This is a genomic window from Brumimicrobium sp., from assembly GCA_023957385.1.
In the GTDB taxonomy this organism is placed as follows: Bacteria; Bacteroidota; Bacteroidia; order Flavobacteriales_D; family Crocinitomicaceae; genus Brumimicrobium.
In genome coordinates, this window is sequence record JAMLGZ010000001.1 from 1,951,789 (window position 1) to 1,976,791 (window position 25,003).

Sequence of the window (25,003 nt, forward strand, 5' to 3'; positions counted from 1 at the left end):
AATGAGTGAGAAGGTACTTCAGATTTTAATGCAATTATTTGCAATCATTGCATTAGTTGATGATACACCCGATTCCTCTACAGATCAAAATAAAGGAAGAAAAATTGTAAAGCAATTTCTTGGTCAAGAAATTGGTTTAGAATTAGTGGATAAATACCTCGCTGTATTTGATTCATTTATTGAAACATATCACGAAAAACAAGACGAAAACTCAAAAAAGAAAAAGACTTCTGTTAATTCTGTTAAAATCCTTAGAATTTGTGCGGAAATTAATAAAGAACTTATTCAAATTCAAAAGATTATTGTTATCACACGTTTGATTGAGTTTGCAAATTCTAATCAAAACATTACTGAACTTGAATTTGAATTTATTAAAACGGTGGCTGAATCATTTAATATTACAGATACTGAATTCAAAAATATTTATGATTTTGTAATTTCTGATGAGATATCCACTAAAGATTCTGAAGATTTCTTATATATCACTACAGATCAAAAGGTAAATTGGGAGAAATCAAAAAAAATAATTATTGAAGGTTTAGAGGGTGAAATCGTCATCTTACAGGTGAAGAGTGTAAATGCATTCTTTCTCAAGTATCTCGGAACTGACCAAATTATCTTAAACGGGCAAATTGTTCCTTCAAAAAGGCAACATATGTTTACGCCTGGTTCTTCCATTAAAACTACCAGATCACGCACAATTTACTATTCTGATGTTGTTACAAAATTCTTGGACAATATCTCTGAGGAAAAAATAACTTTCTCATGTAATAATATAGTGTACAGATTTAAGGGGCACAAGACTGCCCTCCACAATATTCATTTTGAAGAAAATGGAGGTGGACTCATTGGAATCATGGGTGGATCTGGAACTGGAAAATCCACTCTACTAAGTGTACTAAACGGTAGGTTAAAACCAACTGAAGGAAGTGTAGTAATAAATGGGGTTGATATTCATCAAAATCCAAAAGAAATTGAAGGGGTTATAGGTAATATCTCTCAAGATGACTTGTTAATTGAAGAACTTACAGTTTTTGAAAACCTTTATTTCAATGCACAGCTTTGTTTTAAAGAATTATCTAAAAGAGAAATAACAATCAAGGTAATAGAACTATTAAAAGTTCTTGGGCTGTATAATAGCAAAGACTTAAAGGTTGGTAACCCTCTCTCTAAAACAATCTCTGGCGGTCAACGAAAAAGGTTAAATATTGCACTAGAATTAATTCGTGAACCTTCCGTATTATTTGTAGATGAACCTACATCTGGATTAAGTTCTCGAGATTCTGAAAATATTATGGACCTACTTAAAGAGTTAGCTTTGAAAGGAAAGTTGATTTTTGTAGTTATCCATCAACCTTCTTCAGATATCTTTAAGATGTTTGATCGATTGCTCCTTTTGGATCAGGGTGGTTATCCTATTTTTTACGGCGATCCTATCGACAGCGTTGTTTATTTTAAAACGGTTATTGCACACGCCAATTGTGAAGAAAGGTATTGCCCTGTATGTGGAAATGTAAACCCTGAACAGATATTTAAGATTATCGAGTCAAAGGTGATTGACGAATATGGTTCTGCTACAGATGTTAGAAAAATTTCGCCTAAGGAATGGAATGAGCGATTTTTAGAAGAAAGAAAAATAATTGAAGTAGAAAGATATACGGATAAGCTAAATAAGCAAAATAAAATACCTGGAAGAATAAAGCAATTTATTGTCTTTCTAAAAAGAGATACGCTTTCCAAATTATCTAATAAACAATATGTGCTTATCAATTTCCTAGAAGCTCCGCTTTTAGCAATATTATTAGGATTCTTTGTTAAGTATTTCTCAACAACTGGTCAATTAGCCTATTCCTTTGAAGACAATGAAAATCTACCTCAATTTTTATTTATGTCTTCCATTGTTGCGCTCTTTATCGGTTTAACAGTCGCATCAGAAGAAATTATTAAAGATGCCCGCATACTAGAGCGTGAATCCTTCTTGAATTTATCTAGAGGTAGTTACCTCATGTCTAAATTGGTAATTATGTTTACCATTTCAGCAATTCAATCTGCCTCTTTTGTTTTAATTGGGAATTTTATACTTGAAATAAAAGGAATGTGGCTAGAATATTGGCTAATTTTGTTCTCAACTTCTTGCTTTGCGAATCTGTTGGGTCTCAACATATCAGCTACATTTAATTCAGCTAAGGTAATTTATATTCTTATCCCCTTAATGATTATTCCTCAGTTAATGTTTAGTGGAGTTATCGTGAAATTTGATAAGTTACATCCTTGGTTTGCCAAAGAAGAAAGTGTGCCATGGATTGGAAATATTATGGCTTCCCGCTGGTCATACGAAGCTCTCGCTGTTTCTCAATTTAAAGATAATCGATACGAAGCCCCTTTCTTTGATATACATCAAAAAATTAGTGAATTTTCATGGAAGAGAGATTATTGGTTGACAGAAATTAAGAATCAACAAAATATCTATTCTCTTTATTTTAATACACTAGAAAAAGATAAAGTAAAAGTAGCTGAAGATGCTAGATTGATCTTGTTAAAAGAATTAAAGAAGGAAAGAAATTTATATAATCCTACTCCAGAGTTAAAGAGTGACGAATGTATTGAAGCTTTGGAGAACAAAACTTGGAATGATAAAACAAATGCTATTTTAACCGATTACCTCGCTAAGCTCAAAACTATTTATACGAGAGGTGTTAATACCAACTTCAAGCTGCAAAATGAATTGATTGTTAAAATTGGAGACTCCACTTTCCAACAAATGAAAAGCGATTATTTTAATGAATCTCTTTCAGATTTTGTTACAAACCGAAGAGAACTAAACAAAATCATTATTGAAGATGATGAGTTAATTCAAAAAGCAGACCCTGTATATAAAATATCTCGTGATAAAGGATTTTTCGAAAATCATTTTTATGCTCCTATTAAAAAGATATTTGGCTTCTATATTGATACTCTTTTTGCCAATCTAATTGTATTATGGGGAATGATTCTACTCTTCTTTATCACCTTATATATAAACTTCTTTAGGAAGATTATGGATCTATTCAATTTTTATATCTCTACTCTTTTTAAAGATTAGAATAATCTATTTATTTCATATTTGTTAATATTAGGTTAAATCTTTCACAAAAAGAAGAATACATACTTAATGAACTCTCATTTTTATTATTTTAGACTCGTCAAGTATATTTATAATGGGAGGGTTACAACTTAAGACTTTATGGAAAAAAGATTTTAGCCTGCTAAAACAATTGGGAGTCATTCTTCTCGTAATGACTATTACCCGAATTGTTTTTTTTATTGCCAATCGCAACTCTTTTGAGAATGTTGTCTTATTTGATTTTCTGGCTGGTATCTGGATTGATGCTATTACGATAGGAATATATTTCCTTCCCTATTATTGTATCTCACTTCTACCCTTCCCTCTCATAAATTTTAGATGGTTTCAGCTTTTTTTGAAAGTACTTTTTATGGTCACTTCGATTGTTATTTTAGTGTTTAATTTAATCGACGTTGAATATTATAAATATACATCTAAACGAAGTACATCAGATCTATTTACAATGATTACAACTGGAAATGATGTGAATCAATTGATTACAACCTTTATAATAGATTTTTGGTGGTTGATTATCTTACTTATCCTCTTTATAATTTTAATAAATTATCTATTTAACAAAACTTTACCTAAAGAAAAATTAAATTACTACCCTATTCTCGAACTATTAAATTGCGGATTGGGGGTTGCTATTTTTATCATAATTGGTCGAGGGGGAATTGGAATACGACCTGCAGATATGCTTACTGCTTCTCAATTCACCACTCCTCAAAAAATTGCTTTAGTAACAAACACTCCGCTATCTATTATAAAGACTATGGGAAAACATTCTTTAGAAGAGAAGAACTATTTTCCTGAAAATAGCCCAATCATTTATCAACCTATACATAAAGGTTCACAAGAGCATCAAATTAATCCACAGGCAAATGTCATGGTTATTATTTTGGAAAGCTTTGGTAATGAATGGCTTGGTAAAAAGAATGGAAAAAATTACACTCCTTTTCTAGACTCTTTGTTAGACCAATCTCTTTATTTTACAAATGCTTTTGCGAATGGTAAAAAATCTATTGAGTCTCTACCTTCCATTTTTGCAGGAATTCCAAGTCTTTTTGATAATCCATATATTTCATCTAAATATGAGACAAATGAAATTAATTCACTTGTAAGCATCTTAAAAGATCAAGGTTATTCCTCTGCTTTTTACCATGGGGCAACAAATGGCTCCATGAAATTTGATGTGTTTACATCTCATTTAGGATTCGACCATTATTTTGGGCGAAATGAATATGACAATGAGGCGCACAGCGATGGAACATGGGGAATATTGGATGAATATTTTCTACCTTGGACTGTACGCTCTATAACCAAAGAATTGCGTGAACCTTTTATTGCTAGTGTTTTTACTCTTTCCTCTCACCATCCTTTTTATGTTCCTGAAAAATATAGAAATATTCTCCCAAAAGGAAAACACCCAATGGCACAAGCTGTAGCATACACAGATATGAGTTTGCGTTTATTCTTTGAGGAGGCAAAAAAACAACCTTGGTATGACAATACAATTTTTGTATTAGTAGCTGATCATACACCAACCGGAGTTACTTCAAGATTCGCACAACAAATCGGAATGTTTGAGATCCCTATTGCCTTCTTTGACCCTTCTGGAAAACTTGAACCAAAACAAGAGGAGAAAATATTCAATCAAATTGATATAATGCCTACTGTGCTTGATTTACTCGGATATAATAAAGATGTATATTCCTTCGGAAATTCCTACTATTCAGATAAAAAGTCATTTTCAATTAATTACATTGAAAACACTTTTTTATATTTCCAAGACAATTATATGATAAACTTCATAGGAGATAAGATAAATGCTTTATATAATTACAAAATAGATACGATGATGTATTATGATTCGTTGAGTCAATACGCTAATATCGGAAAAGAGATGGAGACTAATTTGAAAGGATTTATACAACGTTACAATAGAGACCTGATTAACAATTCTATGACCCTTAAATGAAAAAACGAATACAATTCATAATTAACCCAATATCAGGGATAGGAAAGAAAAATATCTTACCTTCTCTCATAGAGAAAAATATTGATCATTCTCAATTTGATTATGAAATCATATATACAGAACATCGTGGACATGCTCATGAACTGGCTAAACAAGCCGTGAAGGATGACATAGATGTTGTTTGTGTAGCAGGAGGTGATGGTTCTGTAAATGAAGTGGGAAGCGCTCTTATAGGCTCTGAAACCATACTTGCTATTTTACCTGCCGGATCTGGGAATGGAGTGGCTCGCCACTTGGGAATACCTTTAAAAATAGATAAAGCTATCCAACAAATTAATCAATTTAGAACAATTACAATCGATACGGTTTTATTGAATGATAAAAAAGCAATTGGTGTTTCAGGATTTGGTTTTGATGCTCTTATTTCTAAAGAATTTGATGAGCATCATACGCGAGGTATTTTTGGATATATTCAAGTTATAGCAAGAGAATTTCGTCATTTTTCAGGAATAAAGGTTATGTTAGACAACAAGAAGGAGTTTACAAACTTACTTTTATGTAGTGTAGCCAATACTTCTCAATTTGGTAATGGTTTTCATATATCTCCTGAATCTAATAATCAAGATGGAACTATAGAATTAGTATTTGTAAAAATCCCAAACTTATTTGGCTTTATTCGTATGGTTATTTCATCCTATAGAAAAAAACTCCATCTATTGAAAGATGTAGAAATTGTAAGCACAGTCGAGGCTGTCTTATCTGTACCCTATCGTATAGGTCATATTGATGGTGACCCTGTCTTGTACGAAGAAACTTCCATTCACTTGAAATGTGTTCCGCGATCTTTAAAAGTAATCATCTGATGAGTTCTTTAAATAAAACATGGAGTTCAATCCTAGATGAAGAATTTAAAAAAGAATACTTCATCCATTTAAAAGAGTTTATAGATACATCATATCAATCAAGTACATGCTACCCTCCTAAAGAATTAATTTTCAATGCTTTGAGGTTAACTCCTTTTGAAGAAGTAAAGGTTGTTATCATTGGACAAGACCCCTATCATGGACCCAATCAAGCGCATGGTTTATGCTTCTCTGTGAACGATGAAATTGCCTTCCCTCCTTCTCTTATCAATATCTTTAAGGAAATTAATCAGGATATTGGAAAGCCAATTCCAACAACTGGGAATTTAACTCACTGGGCAAAACAAGGCGTTTTCCTTCTAAATGCAACGCTTACTGTAGAAGCTCATCAAGCAGGATCTCATCAAGGCAAAGGTTGGGAGAAATTTACCGATGAAGTGATACGCATTCTTTCCAAAGAAAAAGAAGGACTCATCTTTCTTCTTTGGGGTGGTTTCGCTCGAAAAAAAGCCCAATTAATCAATAAAGAAAAGCATTATATCTTGGAAACAGGTCACCCTTCTCCATTAAGTGCTAACAGAGGTTTATGGTTTGGAAACAAGCACTTTAGCAAAACCAATGAGCTACTTCAAAAGTTAGGAAAAACTCCTATAGCTTGGTAACCCTCCTTAAAAACGACCATTCTCTAAAAGGCTGTAGTATCCATTGTCTGTAATGATGACATGGTCTAACACGGGTAAATCTATCATCTTACCAAATTCTGCAATACGTTTTGTAACGCTCACATCTTGCACACTGGCTTCCAATTTTCCAGAAGGGTGATTATGCAATAAAATACAAGAAGAAGCTTTGATGTCTAGCAATTCTTTGAAAATCAATTTCCCATCGGCAATAGTTCCCGATCGACCTCCTTTGGAGATGAGGATATTTCCAAGTACTTTGTTACTTCGAGATAAACCCAGCACACGAAACTCTTCATGTTGTAAGTCGAGAAAATCTGACTTTACGTAGTTATAAATATCTTTTGCTGTATTCATGATAGGGTTTTTAGGTGTATCTTCATTACTTCGTCTTCTGCCTAATTCTAAAACAGCTAAAATACTGATTGCCTTAGCTTCTCCAATACCATTGAATTTCATCAAATCAGCAAGAGTCAGTTTTCCCAACAAATAGAGGTTGTTGTCACAAGTCGTTAATATTTCAGATGCCACTTGTACAGCTGATTTCTTCTTTGTTCCTGAACCTATTACAATAGCTAATAACTCTGAATTAGATAGATTTGCTTTTCCTTTTAGCATCATTTTTTCGCGTGGACGATCATCCTCCGCCCATTGTTTAATTGAGGTGGTATTTTTGTACATATTTTTTGATTTAGGTTATTTAAGTTAAGAAATAAAATGAGTTGAAGCAATCGTTTTCAGAAAAAAATCCACAAAAAAAAAAGGGAATGCTTTCACAATCCCTTCTTTAACTATTTTAAAATGTATTAAGCGTTTGCAGCTTGTTGTTTAATTAAATTCAACGCGCTACCTGCTCTATACCAGTCTATTTGCTGTGCGTTATACGTATGATTCAATTTGATTTCATCTTTTGAACCATCCGCATGTACCAACTCAAGTGTAATTTGTTTTCCTGGAGCAAATTGATCTAAATCTAAGAAGTTAAATGTATCATCTTCTCTTACTTTATCATAATCAGCTTCATTTACAAAAGTTAACCCTAACATACCTTGTTTTTTAAGGTTTGTTTCGTGGATTCTTGCAAAAGATTTTACAATTACAGCAATCACTCCTAAATGTCTTGGTTCCATGGCAGCATGCTCACGAGAAGAACCTTCACCATAGTTATGGTCACCCACAACTATAGATGGAATACCAGCTGCTTTATAAGCTCTTGCAGTTGCAGGAACTTCACCAGTTGATCCTGTTAATTGATTCACAACCTCATTTGTCTTATTGTTGTATGCGTTTACAGCTCCAATTAGACAGTTGTTAGAAATGTTATCTAGGTGACCTCTGTAACGTAACCAAGGACCAGCCATAGAGATATGGTCTGTTGTACATTTTCCAGATGCTTTAATTAACAATTTAGCACCGGAAATATTTTTTCCATCCCAAGCTGGGAATGGAGATAATAACTGTAAACGATCAGAAGTTGGGTTTACATCTACAACAATTCCGCTACCGTCTTCGGCAGGTGCTTGATATCCGTTATTTTCAACATCAAATCCTTTAGCTGGAAGCTCATCACCGAATGGAGGATCTAATTTCACCTCTTCCCCATCTTCATTGATTAAGGTATCTGTAATTGGGTTGAAATCTAATCTTCCTGAGATAGCCATTGCAGCAACCATTTCTGGAGATGCCACGAAAGCGTGTGTATTTGGATTACCATCTGCTCTTTTAGAGAAGTTTCTGTTGAAAGAGTGAATGATAGTATTCTTTTCTTGTTTATCAGCTCCTTCTCTATCCCACTGACCAATACAAGGTCCGCAAGCGTTTGTGAAAATTCGAGCATCTAAATCTTTGAATACTTGTAATAAACCATCACGTTCAGCAGTGAATCGAACTTGTTCAGATCCTGGGTTAATACCGAAATCTGCTTTTCTTTTGATTTTCTTGTCTACTGCTTGTTGAGCGATAGATGCTGCTCTTGATAAGTCTTCATAGGAAGAGTTTGTACAAGAACCGATTAATCCCCATTCAACATCTAATGGCCATCCTTCTTTTCTCGCTTTTTCTCCTAATTCAGATACTTCAGTGGCTAAGTCTGGAGTAAAAGGACCATTTACGTGTGGTGATAATTTATCTAAATCAATGACGATTACTTGATCGAAATATTTGTCAGGGTTTGCGTAAACTTCTGCGTCACCTGTTAAATGTTCTGCAATTACATCAGCAGCATCCACTACGTCTTGTCTTCCAGTAGCAGCTAAATAACGACGCATAGAATCATCGTAACCAAATGTAGAAGTTGTTGCTCCAATCTCAGCACCCATGTTACAAATAGTACCTTTTCCAGTTGCTGAAAGTGATTGAGCACCTTCTCCGAAGTATTCAACGATACAACCTGTACCACCTTTTACTGTAAGGATACCAGCTACTTTTAAGATAATATCTTTAGGAGCAGCCCAACCGTTTAATTTTCCTTTTAAATGAACACCGATTAGTTTTGGCATTTTTAATTCCCATGCCATTCCAGCCATTACGTCAACTGCATCAGCACCACCAACACCAACAGCTACCATTCCTAATCCTCCAGCGTTAACTGTATGTGAGTCTGTTCCAATCATCATTCCTCCAGGGAATGCATAGTTTTCTAATACAACTTGGTGAATAATACCAGCACCTGGTTTCCAGAAACCGATACCGTATTTATTACATACAGAACTTAAAAAGTTAAAAACTTCATTGTTCTTATTTAAACTGTTTTGTAAATCCACATCTGCACCAATCTTAGCTTGAATTAAGTGGTCAGCGTGTGCTGTTGAAGGAACAGCTACTTTTGATTTTCCAGCTTGCATGAACTGTAATAAAGCCATTTGAGCTGTAGCATCTTGCATCGCTACTCTATCTGGAGCAAAATCTACGTAATCTTTACCTCTTTCAAAAGCAGAAGTTGCTGCTCCTTCCCATAAGTGAGAATACAAAATCTTTTCAGATAATGTAAGTGGTTTATTTCCCAATGCTTTACGTGTAGCTTCAATTCTTGCAGGATATTGTGCATACACTCTTTTTATCATGTCTAAGTCGAAAACCATACTTGTATTAAATTTTATAGTTAATAATCTGTTTAATAGCTTGCAAAAGTACTGAATTTTTACTGGAATATGATGTATATCTATCAAAAAAAAGGTGAAAACTATTGTTTCCACCCTTCTTCATATTGAATCTAAATAATTTCTTAGATCTCTTTAAATCTTGCAGTAAAGAATCGTAATTGTTTGGGCTCATATACAAATTCTAAACCTTTGATTTGTTCTTTGTTTTCAAATAAATGAATCACAGAGTCTGCCACGTAATCCATGTGACGGTATGTATATACTCTTCTAGGAATAGTTAAACGCACTGTCTCTAATTTTGGCTTATGGTGTTCTCCTGTCTCAATATTTCTTCCTGCAGAGATAATACCTCTTTCCATACTTCTAACTCCAGAATCTAAGTAAAGATTAGCAGCTAAACTTTGTGCTGGGAATTGTTCTTGAGTTAAATGTGGACAGAAACGTCTAGCATCCAAGAATACAGCGTGACCACCAATAGGCTCAATGATAGGAACTCCTGCTTCTTTCAATCTATCTCCTAAATATCTAACTTGCTTTACACGATGTTCTATGTATTCAAACTGCATAGATTCATTCAAACCTATCGCCATTGCTTCCATATCTCTACCGGCAAGTCCACCATAAGATGGCATTCCTTCGTAAACAACAACAAGCTCTTTTGAATCGTTGAATAATTCCTCATCGTTCATGGCTAAGAAACCACCGATATTTACCAAACAGTCTTTTTTACCACTCATGGTACAACCATCTGAATAGCTAAACATCTCTAATACGATGTCTTTAATGCTCTTATCAGCAAATCCTGCTTCTTGTTCCTTAATGAAATAAGCGTTTTCAACACATCTTGTTGCATCGAAGAACACTTTAATACCGTACTTATTAGTTAGTTCACGAACAGCTTTCATGTTTCCCATAGAAACGGGTTGTCCTCCTGCTAAGTTCACTGTAACAGCTAAACAAACATAAGCGATATTTTCTGCTCCTTTTTCATCAATTAATTTTTGTAATTTATTGATATCAACATCTCCTTTAAAAGGAACGTTTAAGGATGCATCATGCGCTTCGTCTTTAATAATATCATAGAAAATTCCACCATTTCTTTCTTGGTGGTAACGAGTAGTTGTAAAATACATATTTCCTGGCACATATTGTCCCGGTTTAATCGCTATCTGAGATAATAAGTTTTCAGCTCCACGACCTTGGTGCGTTGGAACAATATGCTTAAACCCAAATAGTTCTTGAACTGCTTTTTCTAATTTATAGAAGTTACGACTTCCAGCATACGCCTCATCCCCTACCATCATCGCTGCCCACTGCTTATCGCTCATGGCATTTGTTCCACTATCCGTCAGTAAATCGATGTAAACATCTTCAGAGTCTAATAGAAATGTGTTGTAGCCAGCCTTCTTAATTTTTTGTTCACGCTCTTCACGAGAGATCATTTTAACTGGTTCTACACTCTTGATTCGGTATGGTTCGGCTGGATAATAATCAGAAATCTTATTCATTTTCTTTTAGTTTAATTTTTAATTTTTCAAATTTAGGATATTTTTATCCGAAATAAAGTTAATAATATAAAAAATAATAAAAAAAGATATAAATCATTTTTTAAAGAAAAAGTGGATATTATCTATTGTAAAGGGAATATTTATGACTCAGATTTCACGCTAGACACATTATAACAAACTCAGTTCAAGTGATTTTGAAATGAAACTATAAAAAAAGGTTATTTCTTTGGTTTCTTCTCTTTCTTAGGTTTTTTCTCTTTTTTAGGTTTTGGTTCTTTCTTAGGTTTTTCCTTTGCTTTAGCAACTGGAACATCTTCATCTTCATCCTTCTGATTCAAAGCATTCTCCCCAGCATTCCGAATTTCATTTCCATATTTGTCATATTCATGTTCTTCAACGAGTACATCGTTCTTATAGATAGCTTCTCGTTTTATCTTATTATCAGGATAATTTTCTATGAACCTTCCATTTTTTTGACCTTTTTTATATGTCTCCAATGTCTGAATAAACCCTTGAATATAAAAGGTTTTAAACTCACCATCTTTTACACCCAATTTCCAGTTCTCTGTTCGTAATAAACTGCCATCATTGTAATAATATTTTTGGTTTCCATCCTTTTTACCAGCTACATATCGCAATTCTTCCATTACTTTTCCTTTCGTATCATATTGAATGAATTTTCCATTCATTGTTCCATTTAAATACTCAACTTCTTTCTTGATTTTTGATCCTGGCCAATATTCTTTTTTAGTACCATGTAAGCGCCCGTACTGATATTGCTCGATTTTTAATGTATCATTATCATACGTTGGATAGGTAATGGTTTCTTCTGCACCTCTAACGATTACTTTGACAGAAGCTGTTCCTACTTTATGTTGTTGATAATAAATGGCTTGCCCATGTTTTTCACCATTTTGATAAGTTAATTGCCAAGCAATCAGTCCACTTGTGTCGTTAAAATAAGTCCATGTTCCATTTTCTACACCTTGTATGTGACTTCTAACAACTTGAGGGCAACCGGATTTGTAATATGTAGAATCAATTCCATCTACTTTTCCATTAACAAAATGAACTACATGTTCACGCAAACCATTGTTGTGACATGTTTCACAATCACCTGTAAAGGGCTTTCCATTAGAACGGCTAAATACCATATTTGAGCCAGGGTCTGACTCTAGTTTTTCATTGCAATCTACAACCTTACCTGTTTGATCACATTCCCAATCTACATACTTTTTCCCTATTCTATCTAGGGATTTCTGGAAACAAGGCCCTCGTTTAATCCCTATAGTAGAAGGTAAATTACCTTGAGTAAAAGATACTGTGAGACTAAAAGCAAAAACAAAAAGTAGAGATATTTTTTTCATTTCAATATTCTTTTAATTGTGAGAAAGCTTTGACAAATTCCGGATATACAGGAACACTCTTATTTTGGTGAAAATCAAAACATACCAACACAGAAAGTCCTGTCGTTTTAAGTTCTTTTCCCACCATTACTTTATATCCCAATGTAAAGCTTTTTGTGCCTATCTCTACAAGATGAATGTATATCTCTGGTTTATCATGTAAAAAGACAGGTTTGATATATTCGATTTCATTTTTAACTAAAATCATGCCTTGCTTTTGAAAATCCCATTCATTGCCAGCCATTTTTTCAAAGTAATGCAATCTTGCTTGTTCGAAATAGCTTAAATATACGGCATTATTAACATGTCCCATCATATCGCAATCTGCGAATCTCACTTGTATCTTTGCTGGTTCTATCATTTATCTAACTTTGAAAATATGGAGTTATTGCTAACATATTCTGGCACGATATATTTCATTTTAGCAACAATTTGTTCGTTGTCTTGTCCTTTGAAAAGCTCAATTAACTCAGTAATATCTTCCAAAATAGAATCGGGAGTATCTGAACTCTTTGCTTTTAGGATTTGTGGGTGATCTGTAGGGATGGTATTTTCTGCATCGGCTAATAATTCCTCATAGAGTTTTTCTCCGGGACGTAAACCTACAATCTTCAACTCAATATCTTTACCTATGGTAAGGTCTGAAAGTTGAATCATCTTTTTAGCTAAGTCAATGATCTTAATTGGTTCTCCCATGTCAAACACAAAAATCTCCCCTCCTTTTCCCATAACTCCTGCTTCTAGAACTAATTGACAGGCTTCAGGAATTGTCATAAAGAAACGCGTAACACGTTCATCTGTTACGGTGACAGGTCCTCCTTTTTCTATTTGTTTTTTGAACAAAGGAATGACGGAACCATTCGAACCTAACACATTTCCAAAACGTGTAGTCACATATTGTGTTGCAGAAGTTTTATTCTTCGCTTGGGCATAAATCTCTGCTATACGCTTGGATGCTCCCATTACATTTGTTGGGTTGACAGCTTTATCCGTAGAGATAATTACCATTTTGCTTACCTTAAATTGGTCGCATAAATCCACAATATTCTTAGAGCCTAAGACATTGGTTTTGATAGATTCCGAAGGGTTATCCTCCATCAATGGCACGTGTTTATACGCAGCTGCGTGAAATACGATGTTGGGTTGTAATTTATTGAATACGTTGTACATTCTATCGTAATCACGGACATCGCCAATAACTACTTCGATAAATGTTTCTTTTCCACTATTTCTTAAGTCTATCTGTAAATCATACAAACCTGATTCCCATTGATCTAATAAGATAACTTGTTTAGGCTTGTATTCAATGACTTGACGCACAATTTCACTTCCAATAGAACCAGCAGCACCAGTCACCATAATTACTTTATCTGTCAATTCACTCTTTATTTCATCTAAATTGAGTGAAATAGGTTCTCTTCCTAATAAATCATCAATGTTTATTTTACGAACCTGACTGATGCTAAATTCTCCGTTAATCCATTTATAAAAACTTGGAACACGTTTGACTGTGACATTGTGCTTTAAACAGATTTCAGCTATGTTAGCTAGTTTACTCTTGTTTGGTGATTGAATAGCCACAACGAGTTCTGAAACTTGATGCTTAACAATGAGTTCTTCTAATTTACTACTATGGAATATATCTAGACCTTCTAAACGATTTTTGTCTAATTTTTTATTCTCATCAATAAATGCAATCAACTTATAATTAATCGTAGGATCTTTCTCTATGGTACGTTTTGTAATTACTCCATAATCCCCTGCTCCGTATATAATTACATTTGTTCTATTGTCCAATTTAGATTTATTGGCTTCATAGAAAAAGATTTTAAGAGAGAATCGTAAACCTATCATTAAGACTAAGGACACGAGAAACTCTATAATTACAATGGAAGTCGGTAATAAAAATTCATCATCGATAAAAAGTCGTTTGATACCACCAACCAAAAAGATGAGAAGAGTGAAAGTTAGCAAAGAAAAGAAGATACGTTTGACATCTTCTAATGAAGTATGACGGACCAAACCTTTATGTATTTTAAAGAGATAGAAAACGCCAAATTTTATAAAGAGGAAAATAGGAATAACCGTACTCACGTATTCCCATTGCTTGAAAGTACTATAACCTTTAGCTTGAAAATCAAAGCGAATAGCATAAGCCAAAGCAAGTGCAAAAAGAGAAATAGCCAAATCAATGAGCATGACTACCCAACGAGGCGTATTCTTTACAAATAAAAAATGATTGTTTTCCTTTTGCATACAATAAGATTGTGTAGGTAAATTTAATACAATCTCATAATAGTTCGCGAGAATCCAAGGAATTAAATTAAAAGAAGATTGTTATTAACCTTTATAAGTCCAACAAAAACAGAAGAATGAGCATTCAATTAATTCTCAAAAACCTTCTTTAGTTCTTTAGACATATAGTTAAACAAGTTGGTCAAAGGAGTTTTTACCATCATTTGTAAAAACATATTCACTTCACCATCAAAAGCAATATAGCCTTCTGTATTCCCGTCTTTCTCGCTTAGTAAAACGGATAATTTGAAAGGAAATGGTGATTTTTCACCTGAAACTAAACGAATTTCGTTGGGAGCTAATAATTCTTTTTGAATTAATGAAATAGTGATACCACCTTGCACTTTAAAAGAACATGTAGTTTGATCCCCTTCAAAATCTTTCACTTCTCCTTTAGGTAATAACTCACCGATATTGGCTGTATTTGTTAAATATTCATACACCTTTTCTACGGGTGCATTTACAATTTCTTTGTTACTATCTATATTCATAATCTCTTATTTACCCCAAGTTGATGGTGCTACTCTCCAATTTGATAATGATTCCAAGTCTTTCTCAGCGATGTATTGTTTTTCTAAGGCAACTTTAGTTAATGTTTCATAATCACACAATACATTTAAAGGACATTTTGCCTTTTCAAATGCAACTTTTGATTCTTCAAAGCCATAATTAAAGATTGCAACAACTCCTTTTACATCCAAGCCAGATTCTCTCAATGCTTCAACGACACTTAAACTACTTCCACCAGTGGAGATTAAATCTTCAATCACAACCACGCTATTTCCTGTAGAAAAGTCACCCTCTATTCTATTTTGTAAACCATGTCCTTTGGCTGAAGAACGTACATAAATAAATGGTAAACCTAATTCTTGCGCTACAATGGCTCCAATAGCAATACCTCCTGTTGCAACACCTGCAATAACTTCAGGATTTCCATACACATCATCGATTACGCTTGCGAATGTCTGACGAATGAAAGTTCGGATTTTTGGATAAGATAAGGTCTTTCTATTATCACAATAAATGGGTGATTTCCAACCGGATGACCAGGTGAAAGGATCTTCAGGTTGTAATTTGACAGCTTTTATTTGTAACAAATATTCTGCTATCTTTGCGGCTTTGTCAATGTCGTTAATCATGGTTGCAAATGTATAAAGTTTTTATTGATAATACGTTTATTTCTTTTCGAAAATCTTTCTTTTATAAAACAGATATCCCAGAAGAATTTCTCCCTGCTCTCCAAACAGAAAAACTGGAAGAGTTTTTGAATTATATAAACAGTAAGGCAAGTGATGAGCCTATCTTAACATTGTCTCCAAATCCTTCACATGCACTACGTTCCTTTTTTAAAAATTTTCGTTGGATAGAAGCTGCTGGTGGAATTGTTCGAAATACAAAGACCAACAAATCTCTTTTCATGATTCGTCATGGAAAATGGGATATTCCAAAAGGGAAGATTGAAGAAGGTGAAAGCATTGAAGAAGCTGCAAAGCGTGAAATCACTGAAGAATGTGGCATCCAGCACTTGGAAATCACCAAAGAGCTCTCTCCTACTTATCATGTATACCACGCTTATGGAGATTTTTGGATTAAAAAAACATATTGGTACGTATTAGAAACGGAAGAAACTGAAGTCAACCCACAAAGCGAAGAAGGAATTTCAAGCATAGAATGGCTCGACGCTGATGAAATCAGTAAAGTAGAAGAAAACACCTATGCTTCGATTTTGGATGTAATAGCGGAGTACGGGACCTCCCTTATATAAACTCAAACACAACTCTTCGATTGAGCTGTCTTCCTTCGGGAGTTTCATTGGTTGCCGTGGGTTCACGTTTCCCTTTAAAATCAATGTCTAATTTTTCAGGTTCAACTCCTCTGGATTTAAAATAATCTCGGATGGCATCTGCACGACGTTCAGATAAACCGATATTATATCCATCTGTTCCTTCACCATCGGTGTGTCCTGTGATTTTAACACGTAAATCATGTATAGCATCTAAGATACGTGCCATGCGATTGAGGTAATCTTGAAATTCGGGGCGTATATCAGCCTCATCGAAATCAAAGTAAATGGTCTGAAATTGAAAGTTTTCTTGTTCCTTTTTGAGAATCTCTGGAGCTGGATAGCCTTTCTTATAGTTACGGATAAATAAATGTGTCCACAAATGCGTGGCTTCAGGTTCTTTTTCGGTTGTTACTTCGTATTTGGATCGGAATAGCACAACTTTTCCTATTTCTGCGCGACAATCACTGCTTGAATAGTCACCTGATAAATAACCGGTCTCATTGTCGTAACTTAGTGTGTAAATCAATTTACAATTTGGTGATAAACGAGTACCTGAACTCCGATTGATAACTCCTTCCGTGACTTTAATTTGATTATTATCCTTCTTTCCATCAATGGATTTTACTGAAAAGTCAACTCCATCCATGATTTCAATGCGGGTTTTCCCTTTGCTCCCATCTTCATCTTCAAAGTTGAGATAGATAGGTTTTGCTTTGTCAAAACTTTGTCCATTTGGAATTAAAATGCCTGCCCAATTCCCTTTTAGATTCTGAGAAAAACTAAAACTGGTCAGTACACTTACTAGAAATATGAATAATGGCTTTTTCATGGAACAACAAAGATTCAAAAAATGTTCCAAAGGGAAACAGAGGACATAAATTGATTTCCACAACGAATTGTTAGCGTCACAAAGGATCGACGTCTATGACAAGACGTATCGATTTATTACGGGGCTTGGTATAAAAGTCATCGATGAGTTGTTGCAAGACTTCTTTTACCTTGCTCTGCGAAGCTTCTCGCTCTATTTTTAAACGAATTGATTTCAGGTAATAATTCTGTATCCTTTTTACAATGGGAAATTCTGGACCTAATACACGCGTTCCAAATTTTTGCTGCATCATTTCAGCTAATTCAAAGGACATCACGTCTAATTCAATGGGATTTCGATGCTTTAAGGTAATATTGATGAGCTTGTAATACGGTGGATAGAAATAGTTTTTGCGTTCTATCAATTCATGTTTGTACAATCCTTCATAATCGTGTTCTATGACATGTCTAATCACCCAATTATCGGGATCATAGGTTTGAATAATCACTTTACCACGCTTGTTTTTTCGCCCTGCTCGCCCGGCAACTTGTGACATCAATTGATAGCTCCGTTCATTCGCTCTAAAGTCGGGACGTTTGAGCAAAAGCTCAGCATCTAAAATCCCAACCAAACTCACATTATCAAAGTCTAACCCTTTGGTAACCATTTGAGTACCCACCAATATATCAATAGCTCCTTTATCAAAGTCTTCTAAAATACGCTCGTAACTATTTTTCTTACGGGTGGTATCAAAATCCAAGCGTTCTACACGAACTCCTGGGAATAAAATGGTCAATTCGTCTTCGATTTTCTCTGTTCCAAAGCCTATCATTTTTAAACGGTTGCTGTTGCATTTGGGACAGGTACCTATAGGAGGTTCATAGTAACTACAATAATGGCATTTTAAAATATTATTATGCATGTGATAGGTCAAGGAAACATCACAGTTTTTACACAAAGGATTCCATCCACACACCTCACATGCCCAAACGGGATTATATCCTCTTCGGTTTTGGAATAGAATGATTTGCTCGCGATTATCCAAGGCTTCTTTCATGGCATCCATTAAAAAGCTGGAAAAATCAGATTGCATCGTCTTACTTTTCTTCTCCTGCTTGATATTAGCCGTCAGTATTTCAGGAAGCATAAGGTTTCCAAAGCGTTCTTTTAAGGATACCAAGCCATATTTCCCAGTAGTCGCGTTGTAATACGTCTCCACGGCTGGTGTCGCTGAACCTAAGAGTACTTTCGCTTTAAACATGGAAGCTAGCACAATCCCAACGTCTCTTCCGTTGTATCTCGGACTCGGATCGTACTGTTTAAAAGAAGATTCATGTTCCTCATCCACGATAACCAGTCCTAAATTGCGAAAAGGAAGAAACACAGAACTTCGAGCCCCCAATATGATTTGGAATTGCGAGGTATCATTTTGCAATAAGGCATTCCAGATTTCTATACGCTCATTTTGATTAAATCGAGAGTGATATACGCCTACTTTAGCACCAAAATACTTGCGTAAACGCTGAATTAATTGAGTGGTTAAAGCGATTTCAGGTAAAAGAAAAAGTACTTGTTTTCCCTGCGCTAATTGCTCCTTGATTAACTCTACATAAATCTCTGTCTTCCCCGAACCTGTTACTCCATGTAAGAGTACAATATCTTTTTCTGTGTATAAATCTTTAATCTCTTTGAGCGCAGTGGCTTGACTTTCAGACAGCGTTTTGCTTTGACTAATTTTCGCGTCTTCCAACTCAATCCGAGAGACTTCTCTCCGTTGAGCCACTAAAACTCCATTTTTCTCCAGCGTATTGAGTGCAGAAACAGAAGCTCCTTTATCCGTAAGTTCACTGCGCAGCGCAGATTGAGACGGACCACCTATCTGAATCAATAAGAGAATAACATCCAATTGTTTGCTTTTCTTTTTGTCCGTCGAATATGCATCCATCAAGGCTTTGAGCTTATCTTCTTGTTGATATTCGCTGGTTAATTCAATAAAGATTTGTGTTTTAGGCGTATATTTTTCTTGTACATCCTCGAGCGTCATAATCACTCTTTTTTCCATCAAATCCTTGATAATGGGTTGTATCGTTTTAATGCCAACGATTTCGGAAATCTCTTTTAAATCCAGCTCTTTTTGAATCTGAAGTGCTTCGTAAATTTGATATTCCCTATCCGTCAAAAAATCTGGGTTCACCTCTGTATCTGGGTGAAGTACCACTTTTGTTTCGCTTCCCAATTTAAAATTAGAAGGCAAAGCAGCGTTCATGACGTCGCCAAGAGCAGCCATGTAATATTCTGCCATCCAAGACCACAATTTGAATTGTTTTCCAGTAATAATCGGCTGTTCATCCAACACAGACTCCACGTATTTCACCTGATAATCTGGAACATTTTCATGAATCTTAGTAATAATACCTGTCTGTAGTTTAGATCTACCAAAAGGAACTACTACCCTCACCCCTTCTTTTATAAACTCGTTTAATTCAAAAGGAACACGATAGGTAAATGCCTTGTGTATAGGCACAGGTAAAATCACATCTACAAAATAGGTCTTTCTATTCGGCATGTTCCAAAGTTATAAATGGGAATTGAAATGCGAAGAGAATAACAAAAGAAAAGATGGAAAGTTTTTAACAATGTACTTGGTAGGATTTAACCGCAGTTTAACAGCAAAGGTCGGATTTAACCGCAAAGGTCGCAGAGGGTTTATCTACTTTCTTTTTTGGCATCGCCCCAAAAAAGAAACAAAAAATCCCGACAGCTGTACGGGACTAGCGCTGTATATTTTGCCTTGATAATATTTCTAAAAACTGATAATGTCGGCGATTTCCTTCGCTAAAGCTCGCTCCTCCCTGCACTACCGTTTGGTCTTCAAAAGCTTCGCTTTTTCTCCTCCATTATTAGCAGTTTTTAGTTCATATTCTCTGCGTTAAAATATAATGCGCATCCTTGCGATTGGCAATCTTCATTATTTTAATGTTTTTTGTTTGGATTTAAAATAGATTTGAGATCTCTGAGTATTCATCACGCCCTCCACCAAACCTTCGCGCCCTTCGCGAAAAAAAAACTTCGCGTTCTTTGCGGTTAATTCACCTAATAAATATGCATTTTATGCATTTCATGCGATTTTCCAAAAACATTTTTTTCTTTTTAAGATTCGTTTTATAATTGTAAGACTATAATTTATAGGGGGCTGATTTAGATTTAGAAGAAAGTTCAAACCCTCCAGCTCCTCTTTTTTTTTGATGAACATTGTGTTGCCTTCGAAATTTAACATGAATGTATTCGTATTTTTCTTGGCATCTTGCTCTTCAAAAAGTTTAGGTTATTTATGAATGTTGCGTTGGTTTATATAAAAGAAAAGTCAACATCATATTTAAATAAATAAAAGAACGGTTCACTGTACTTGTGCAACAGGAATATGTTACATAAGGATTATTGAGTGAGGCGAACACGTAAGTATGAGTAATGGTGATTTGACTCAAAAGCGGTAAAGAATAGCAACTTAGGCTAAAAAACAACTAGAATACCGACTGTTTGACACAAAGAAAAATTAAGAATAGCTTACAAAAATTAACGCTTCAATGATGAAGCAAATTATTAATTAAAATTTAAGTAAGATGAAAAAAATAATTTTTCGAACTCTATTTTTAGGGATAATATTTTTGGTGTTTTCTTGTAGTAAAGATAATATTTCTGAGCAAGTTAAATTTTCTGAGAGTGAAATGGTATGGGTTACACCAGATGGACATGTTATTCCTGCAGTAGAGAGACATGATTGGGAAAAATATGTAGCAAACAATTTCTCTGACTCCTCTACAAACCCTCAAGAGAGACCGGGTGGTTATACAAGTGTATCTTGTACTACAGAAACCATTAGCTGCGGATTAATGTGCGTTTATTCAAGAAAAGGAGGTGACTGCAATAAAGCTACTAGTTGTGCTCCCTGTATGAATTGTGGATGTACACCAATTGCTAGTCCATACTAAAAATAATTCATAAAAAGTTATAGCATTGTATCTTCAATGCTATAACTTACTTAAAAAATAATAAAGCATGAGAAAACCAACAACTATTTTGCTTCTAATATATCTAGGAATATGTTTTTTGATTATTCAAAGTTGTGAAACGTCAAAAGAATATGCAGAGAAACCCAACTTTAGTTATGAGTTTGATACTATTTTAAAAACATATAAGCATGATTTCACAGCTAATTATACAGGAGGAATTGATATTCTAACTATAGGTGAAAACAATTTTGTTGCCTATAATTATTGTGGTGACAATACAATTAAAATCATTAATCATTTTAACGATTCAGTGAATATAATACCTCAGTATAATATGAATTGTGAAGCAAATTACACCCGAATAATTGGTGATAAATTTTATGTAGTTGATACACGGAACAAAGTTCGTATTTTCGATGATTGTGGTCAAGAGCTTGAATCGTTCGATCTCATGAAAATTGAAAAATTTAAAAACTCTGGTCTTACGGCTGAATGGTATAAAACAGGAAGTGATCAAAATGTAAATATCCCAAAAGATATTTTATATTTCCGAGTAAATCAGAACTATGATGATTCTTTGGGAGTATATTCTAATTATGATGTTGATTTTCCTGCATTTGCAAAACTAAATGTTCAATCTAAAGAAATAGATTTCTTTGGAAAAACACCTTATTATTCATTGTACTATGAGTATGGTTTGAACAGCCAATATTATGACCTTTATGTGGGAGATTCCATTATCACTTCAACAGCTATAAATGGCCAGATTGAAATCATAAATACGATAGATGGTATGCTTACCAGTAAAGAAGTCAAAAGTCAATATGATACTACACCGATTGAAAGAGTTCATTATACAGAAGATGATGAGAATATAAATGAAATCAAAACGAAACACGCTCTAGTTTCAGCTAATTATGAGGCTTTGTTTTACAACCCATGGACTAAATATTATTATCGCATATTCCATACTGCAATAGATGAATACAACGAAAATGGTAGGTTAAACACTGAGTTTGACAAAAAAAGTATATTAATGATCTTGAATAAGGATTTCGAGTTGCTTGATGAAATTGAAATACCGGTAAGGAGACAAATGATTTTAAAGCTCTATCCTACTAAAAATGGAATAGCAATTTCATTACCTGAATTGTTTGAAGTTGACAAGGAGAGTATTACATTTAAATTTCTAGAAATAAAACATGTACAATAAATAATAAGTTAACTACTCTCTAGACTTTATTTTAAGCACAAAGTTCACAAAACTTCACGTCCTTCGCGAAAAAAATCTTCGCGCTCTTTGCGGTTAAATAAAAAAACTATTTTTTTCTTTTCAATTTTTCGCTTATCTTTGTAAGACTAAATTTATATGGGGCTGACTTGGAATTGACAGCAACTGATGATGAATAGTATAAGCATGTCGAGTCATGTGGTGAGACTCGTTAATCTCTGGTCACAAACAATAATTGACAACAATATGTCATATAACCTCGCAGCATGATCATTAGATGATTTTGCTTAATCCACTCCGAAGCATAGTAAGAGGGACGAGATTCTCGCGGAACTCCCTTCCTAAGAGGTCCGATCACGGGAGTTTACAAAGTTGGGAATAGCTTGCAAACGGCTTCTGAATGCGAGCGAAATTAAATGAAGATAAGCTTAAAGTAGGGTGTTTACCTCCAGCTTTGAGTCGAAAACCGAAGTGTAAACTAAACATGTAGAAGGCTTTTTATTGCTTTGTTTGGACGAGGGTTCGAACCCCTCCAGCTCCACAAATTGTTCGAAATGCTGCGTTGTCTGCAAAAAATAAATGCAGTCACATACAGGAGTATGCTCCCTGTTTATTTTTTTGGACGCCTTGCCTTTCAAACAATTTAAAGTTTTTTTGGGAGAATGCTGCGTTGTCAGCGTAAAATAAATGCGGTTACATACAGGAGTATGCTCCCTGTTTATTTTACTTGACGCCTTGCCTTTCAAACAAATTAAAGGTTTTTGATGAACACTATGTCCTATGATGAAATTTGTATTTTTAATAATTTTAATTTTTGTTTTTTCCTTTGCTTCTTTGAGCCAGGAAACAGGGACAATCGTGGGGAATTTAATTGCCGAAGAGACCAAAGAAGCGCTTCCTGCCGTTAATATTTCGCTTTATTTGACAGATTCTTTGATACAAACAACTACTAGTGACTCTAACGGTGAGTTTTCCTTTAAGGGATTATTGGAAGGAGTATATCAAATGGAGTTTGTACTTGATGGATATCAAACCGTAATGCTTGTTAATATAAAAATTGAGACCGGGCAAAATATTGATTTAACAGATTTTTCTTTATCTCCCCCTCAAACAATATGTGGAAATCCTTTAAGGAATATTCATCCAAGATTTAATAACAGTCCAGAAGCTCAAGGACGAACTTTTTCAAGAGAGGAGCTAAATGAACTTCCTTATCGAAGATAAAAACTTGTAAATTCATAATTTCTTTACCAGCAATAAAGACATTAAAAAAAGCAAGGCGGGAGAAATGTTCTATTTTAATCCTGATTGCTGTTGGGATTTCGTAAATAAAAAAGTCTTAACTTCGTGTTTAGGTTTAATGGATAAGTAAGTCGAATTTAAAACAGCTAAACCGTTGGAGGTTCAATTGGAATAGCTGGTAGAATAGGAAGATTATTTAGCTAATAAAATTCAAATGAAATATTTTAAAACAACGGTTGTTATAATGATTTTTTTAGTAATTATATGGATTCCTTACATTTTTAATGGTTACGATTGGATAACTGCTCTCTTGATAACATTAGGTTTACCAGTATTTTCCATATTAATTTCAAAGAAATTTAGAGTATAGAATTTATTTGAATATAATGAGAACGAAGAGAGATAATACAACATTGAAAGTTTTAATTATCATATTATCAATATTGCTTTCGACAGGTTTTACAACTGCTGACAGACAAGAAATGGCTGAGCAAAACTTTAAAATTGAAATCTCTTATGCAGGACTTCCTAGTTTTACAACAACAAAGTACTTTATTGACAATAATATACTAATGGTTTACCTAACACGCTACAACATTACAAAAGATAGCTTTATAGATTTTAATAAATTATCATTTCAAAATTTTGACAAGGAAAAACTAATTTCATTTCTTAATAGAACAAACTGGGCAAGTATTCCAGAAAAACTTGTGACCCCTACTATAGATGGCTATCAGTATTCGATAAGTATAGAATTAGACAAATCTTCATACTCCTTTTATATTGATAATACATACCACCCTACATTTGACAGTTTGTTTACTATTTGTAATAACATAATCCCAAATAAAAAAGTACGAAAAAAATATTATTTACCTTATTCAAACTAGAGAAAATAAATGGGAAGTAAAGAAAAAAGTATTATATGATAAAGTGATGAGTAGGTAATTAACTGAGATCAATAAAATTCATATATTCAATCTTTTGTA

19 protein-coding genes and 1 other RNA gene are annotated in these 25,003 nt (G+C 34.2%); 10 read left to right on the top strand and 10 right to left on the bottom strand.

Annotated elements, in window-relative coordinates:
• Position 1: 1 nt before the first annotated feature.
• The 4 genes from M9897_08550 to ung all read left to right on the top strand — a co-directional run bounded on the left by M9897_08550 (position 2) and on the right by ung (position 6,609).
• Positions 2–3,082, top strand: coding sequence for an ATP-binding cassette domain-containing protein (locus M9897_08550; protein MCO5268930.1), 3,081 nt, complete (start codon positions 2–4; stop codon positions 3,080–3,082).
• A gap of 115 nt (positions 3,083–3,197) precedes the next feature.
• Complete coding sequence (locus M9897_08555) at positions 3,198–5,084, top strand: LTA synthase family protein (GenBank protein ID MCO5268931.1); 1,887 nt, start codon at positions 3,198–3,200, stop codon at positions 5,082–5,084.
• Complete coding sequence (locus M9897_08560) at positions 5,081–5,947, top strand: hypothetical protein (GenBank protein MCO5268932.1); 867 nt, start codon at positions 5,081–5,083, stop codon at positions 5,945–5,947. The genes M9897_08555 and M9897_08560 overlap by 4 nt, the downstream gene beginning before the upstream one ends.
• The gene (ung, locus tag M9897_08565) at positions 5,944–6,609 is read left to right on the top strand and encodes a uracil-DNA glycosylase (GenBank protein ID MCO5268933.1); all 666 of its coding nucleotides are present in this window, start codon (positions 5,944–5,946) and stop codon (positions 6,607–6,609) included. The genes M9897_08560 and ung overlap by 4 nt, the downstream gene beginning before the upstream one ends.
• A 6-nt stretch (positions 6,610–6,615) precedes the next feature.
• On the opposite strand, the gene radC is transcribed toward ung, so the two are convergent.
• From radC to pyrE, 8 genes are all read right to left on the bottom strand, one after another.
• On the bottom strand, positions 6,616–7,308 hold the full coding sequence (gene radC, locus M9897_08570) for a DNA repair protein RadC (GenBank protein ID MCO5268934.1): 693 nt from the start codon (positions 7,306–7,308) through the stop codon (positions 6,616–6,618).
• 125 nt (positions 7,309–7,433) lie between these two features.
• On the bottom strand, positions 7,434–9,707 hold the full coding sequence (locus tag M9897_08575; protein ID MCO5268935.1) for an aconitate hydratase: 2,274 nt from the start codon (positions 9,705–9,707) through the stop codon (positions 7,434–7,436).
• A gap of 143 nt (positions 9,708–9,850) precedes the next feature.
• Complete coding sequence (locus M9897_08580) at positions 9,851–11,236, bottom strand: tyrosine phenol-lyase (GenBank protein ID MCO5268936.1); 1,386 nt, start codon at positions 11,234–11,236, stop codon at positions 9,851–9,853.
• Between the two features lie 218 nt (positions 11,237–11,454).
• Positions 11,455–12,603: a toxin-antitoxin system YwqK family antitoxin gene (locus tag M9897_08585; protein ID MCO5268937.1), complete on the bottom strand. Its 1,149-nt coding sequence runs from the start codon at positions 12,601–12,603 to the stop codon at positions 11,455–11,457.
• Between the two features lies 1 nt (position 12,604).
• Positions 12,605–13,003, bottom strand: coding sequence for an acyl-CoA thioesterase (locus tag M9897_08590; protein ID MCO5268938.1), 399 nt, complete (start codon positions 13,001–13,003; stop codon positions 12,605–12,607).
• Positions 13,000–14,898: a polysaccharide biosynthesis protein gene (locus tag M9897_08595; protein MCO5268939.1), complete on the bottom strand. Its 1,899-nt coding sequence runs from the start codon at positions 14,896–14,898 to the stop codon at positions 13,000–13,002. Before M9897_08595 ends, M9897_08590 begins: the two co-directional genes overlap by 4 nt.
• Positions 14,899–15,026: 128 nt before the next feature.
• Entirely contained in the window at positions 15,027–15,428 is a 402-nt protein-coding gene (locus M9897_08600) for a hypothetical protein (protein ID MCO5268940.1), read from the bottom strand.
• A gap of 6 nt (positions 15,429–15,434) precedes the next feature.
• Positions 15,435–16,076, bottom strand: a complete 642-nt coding sequence (gene pyrE / locus M9897_08605) for an orotate phosphoribosyltransferase (protein ID MCO5268941.1) — start codon at positions 16,074–16,076, stop codon at positions 15,435–15,437.
• Positions 16,077–16,084: 8 nt separating this feature from the next.
• On the opposite strand from pyrE, the gene M9897_08610 reads away from it, so the two are divergent.
• Complete coding sequence (locus M9897_08610; protein ID MCO5268942.1) at positions 16,085–16,702, top strand: NUDIX domain-containing protein; 618 nt, start codon at positions 16,085–16,087, stop codon at positions 16,700–16,702.
• Here the strand turns inward: M9897_08610 and M9897_08615 are convergent.
• Both M9897_08615 and priA read right to left on the bottom strand, forming a co-directional pair.
• The gene (locus M9897_08615) at positions 16,695–17,552 is read right to left on the bottom strand and encodes an OmpA family protein (GenBank protein ID MCO5268943.1); all 858 of its coding nucleotides are present in this window, start codon (positions 17,550–17,552) and stop codon (positions 16,695–16,697) included. The two genes, M9897_08610 and M9897_08615, sit on opposite strands and share 8 nt — an antisense overlap.
• 76 nt (positions 17,553–17,628) lie before the next feature.
• The gene (gene priA, locus M9897_08620; GenBank protein MCO5268944.1) at positions 17,629–20,097 is read right to left on the bottom strand and encodes a primosomal protein N'; all 2,469 of its coding nucleotides are present in this window, start codon (positions 20,095–20,097) and stop codon (positions 17,629–17,631) included.
• Between the two features lie 1,054 nt (positions 20,098–21,151).
• On the opposite strand from priA, the gene M9897_08625 reads away from it, so the two are divergent.
• The 5 genes from M9897_08625 (at position 21,152) to M9897_08645 (ending at position 24,904) form a co-directional block, all read left to right on the top strand.
• Positions 21,152–21,520, top strand: a complete 369-nt coding sequence (locus tag M9897_08625) for a hypothetical protein (GenBank protein MCO5268945.1) — start codon at positions 21,152–21,154, stop codon at positions 21,518–21,520.
• 67 nt (positions 21,521–21,587) lie between these two features.
• Entirely contained in the window at positions 21,588–22,754 is a 1,167-nt protein-coding gene (locus M9897_08630; GenBank protein ID MCO5268946.1) for a DUF4221 domain-containing protein, read from the top strand.
• 158 nt (positions 22,755–22,912) lie between these two features.
• Positions 22,913–23,316, top strand: a transfer-messenger RNA (tmRNA) gene (gene ssrA / locus M9897_08635).
• A 236-nt stretch (positions 23,317–23,552) separates the two neighbouring features.
• Entirely contained in the window at positions 23,553–23,996 is a 444-nt protein-coding gene (locus M9897_08640; protein ID MCO5268947.1) for a carboxypeptidase-like regulatory domain-containing protein, read from the top strand.
• A 404-nt stretch (positions 23,997–24,400) separates the two neighbouring features.
• Positions 24,401–24,904, top strand: a complete 504-nt coding sequence (locus M9897_08645; protein ID MCO5268948.1) for a hypothetical protein — start codon at positions 24,401–24,403, stop codon at positions 24,902–24,904.
• Positions 24,905–25,003 lie beyond the last annotated feature (99 nt).

What these genes read in the sequence shown, in the direction of transcription:
- radC (MCO5268934.1), bottom strand. Translation starts at nt 7,308, where the DNA reads ATGTACAAAAATACCACCTCAATTAAACAATGGGCGGAGGATGATCGT.
- M9897_08595 (MCO5268939.1), bottom strand. Translation starts at nt 14,898, where the DNA reads ATGCAAAAGGAAAACAATCATTTTTTATTTGTAAAGAATACGCCTCGT.
- M9897_08575 (MCO5268935.1), bottom strand. Translation starts at nt 9,707, where the DNA reads ATGGTTTTCGACTTAGACATGATAAAAAGAGTGTATGCACAATATCCT.
- M9897_08625 (MCO5268945.1), top strand. Translation starts at nt 21,152, where the DNA reads ATGAAAAAAATAATTTTTCGAACTCTATTTTTAGGGATAATATTTTTG.
- M9897_08580 (MCO5268936.1), bottom strand. Translation starts at nt 11,236, where the DNA reads ATGAATAAGATTTCTGATTATTATCCAGCCGAACCATACCGAATCAAG.
- M9897_08550 (MCO5268930.1), top strand. Translation starts at nt 2, where the DNA reads ATGAGTGAGAAGGTACTTCAGATTTTAATGCAATTATTTGCAATCATT.
- M9897_08590 (MCO5268938.1), bottom strand. Translation starts at nt 13,003, where the DNA reads ATGATAGAACCAGCAAAGATACAAGTGAGATTCGCAGATTGCGATATG.
- M9897_08600 (MCO5268940.1), bottom strand. Translation starts at nt 15,428, where the DNA reads ATGAATATAGATAGTAACAAAGAAATTGTAAATGCACCCGTAGAAAAG.
- M9897_08640 (MCO5268947.1), top strand. Translation starts at nt 23,553, where the DNA reads ATGATGAAATTTGTATTTTTAATAATTTTAATTTTTGTTTTTTCCTTT.
- M9897_08615 (MCO5268943.1), bottom strand. Translation starts at nt 17,552, where the DNA reads ATGAAAAAGCCATTATTCATATTTCTAGTAAGTGTACTGACCAGTTTT.
- M9897_08645 (MCO5268948.1), top strand. Translation starts at nt 24,401, where the DNA reads ATGAGAACGAAGAGAGATAATACAACATTGAAAGTTTTAATTATCATA.
- M9897_08585 (MCO5268937.1), bottom strand. Translation starts at nt 12,603, where the DNA reads ATGAAAAAAATATCTCTACTTTTTGTTTTTGCTTTTAGTCTCACAGTA.
- M9897_08560 (MCO5268932.1), top strand. Translation starts at nt 5,081, where the DNA reads ATGAAAAAACGAATACAATTCATAATTAACCCAATATCAGGGATAGGA.
- pyrE (MCO5268941.1), bottom strand. Translation starts at nt 16,076, where the DNA reads ATGATTAACGACATTGACAAAGCCGCAAAGATAGCAGAATATTTGTTA.
- priA (MCO5268944.1), bottom strand. Translation starts at nt 20,097, where the DNA reads ATGCCGAATAGAAAGACCTATTTTGTAGATGTGATTTTACCTGTGCCT.
- M9897_08555 (MCO5268931.1), top strand. Translation starts at nt 3,198, where the DNA reads ATGGGAGGGTTACAACTTAAGACTTTATGGAAAAAAGATTTTAGCCTG.
- M9897_08610 (MCO5268942.1), top strand. Translation starts at nt 16,085, where the DNA reads ATGTATAAAGTTTTTATTGATAATACGTTTATTTCTTTTCGAAAATCT.
- M9897_08630 (MCO5268946.1), top strand. Translation starts at nt 21,588, where the DNA reads ATGAGAAAACCAACAACTATTTTGCTTCTAATATATCTAGGAATATGT.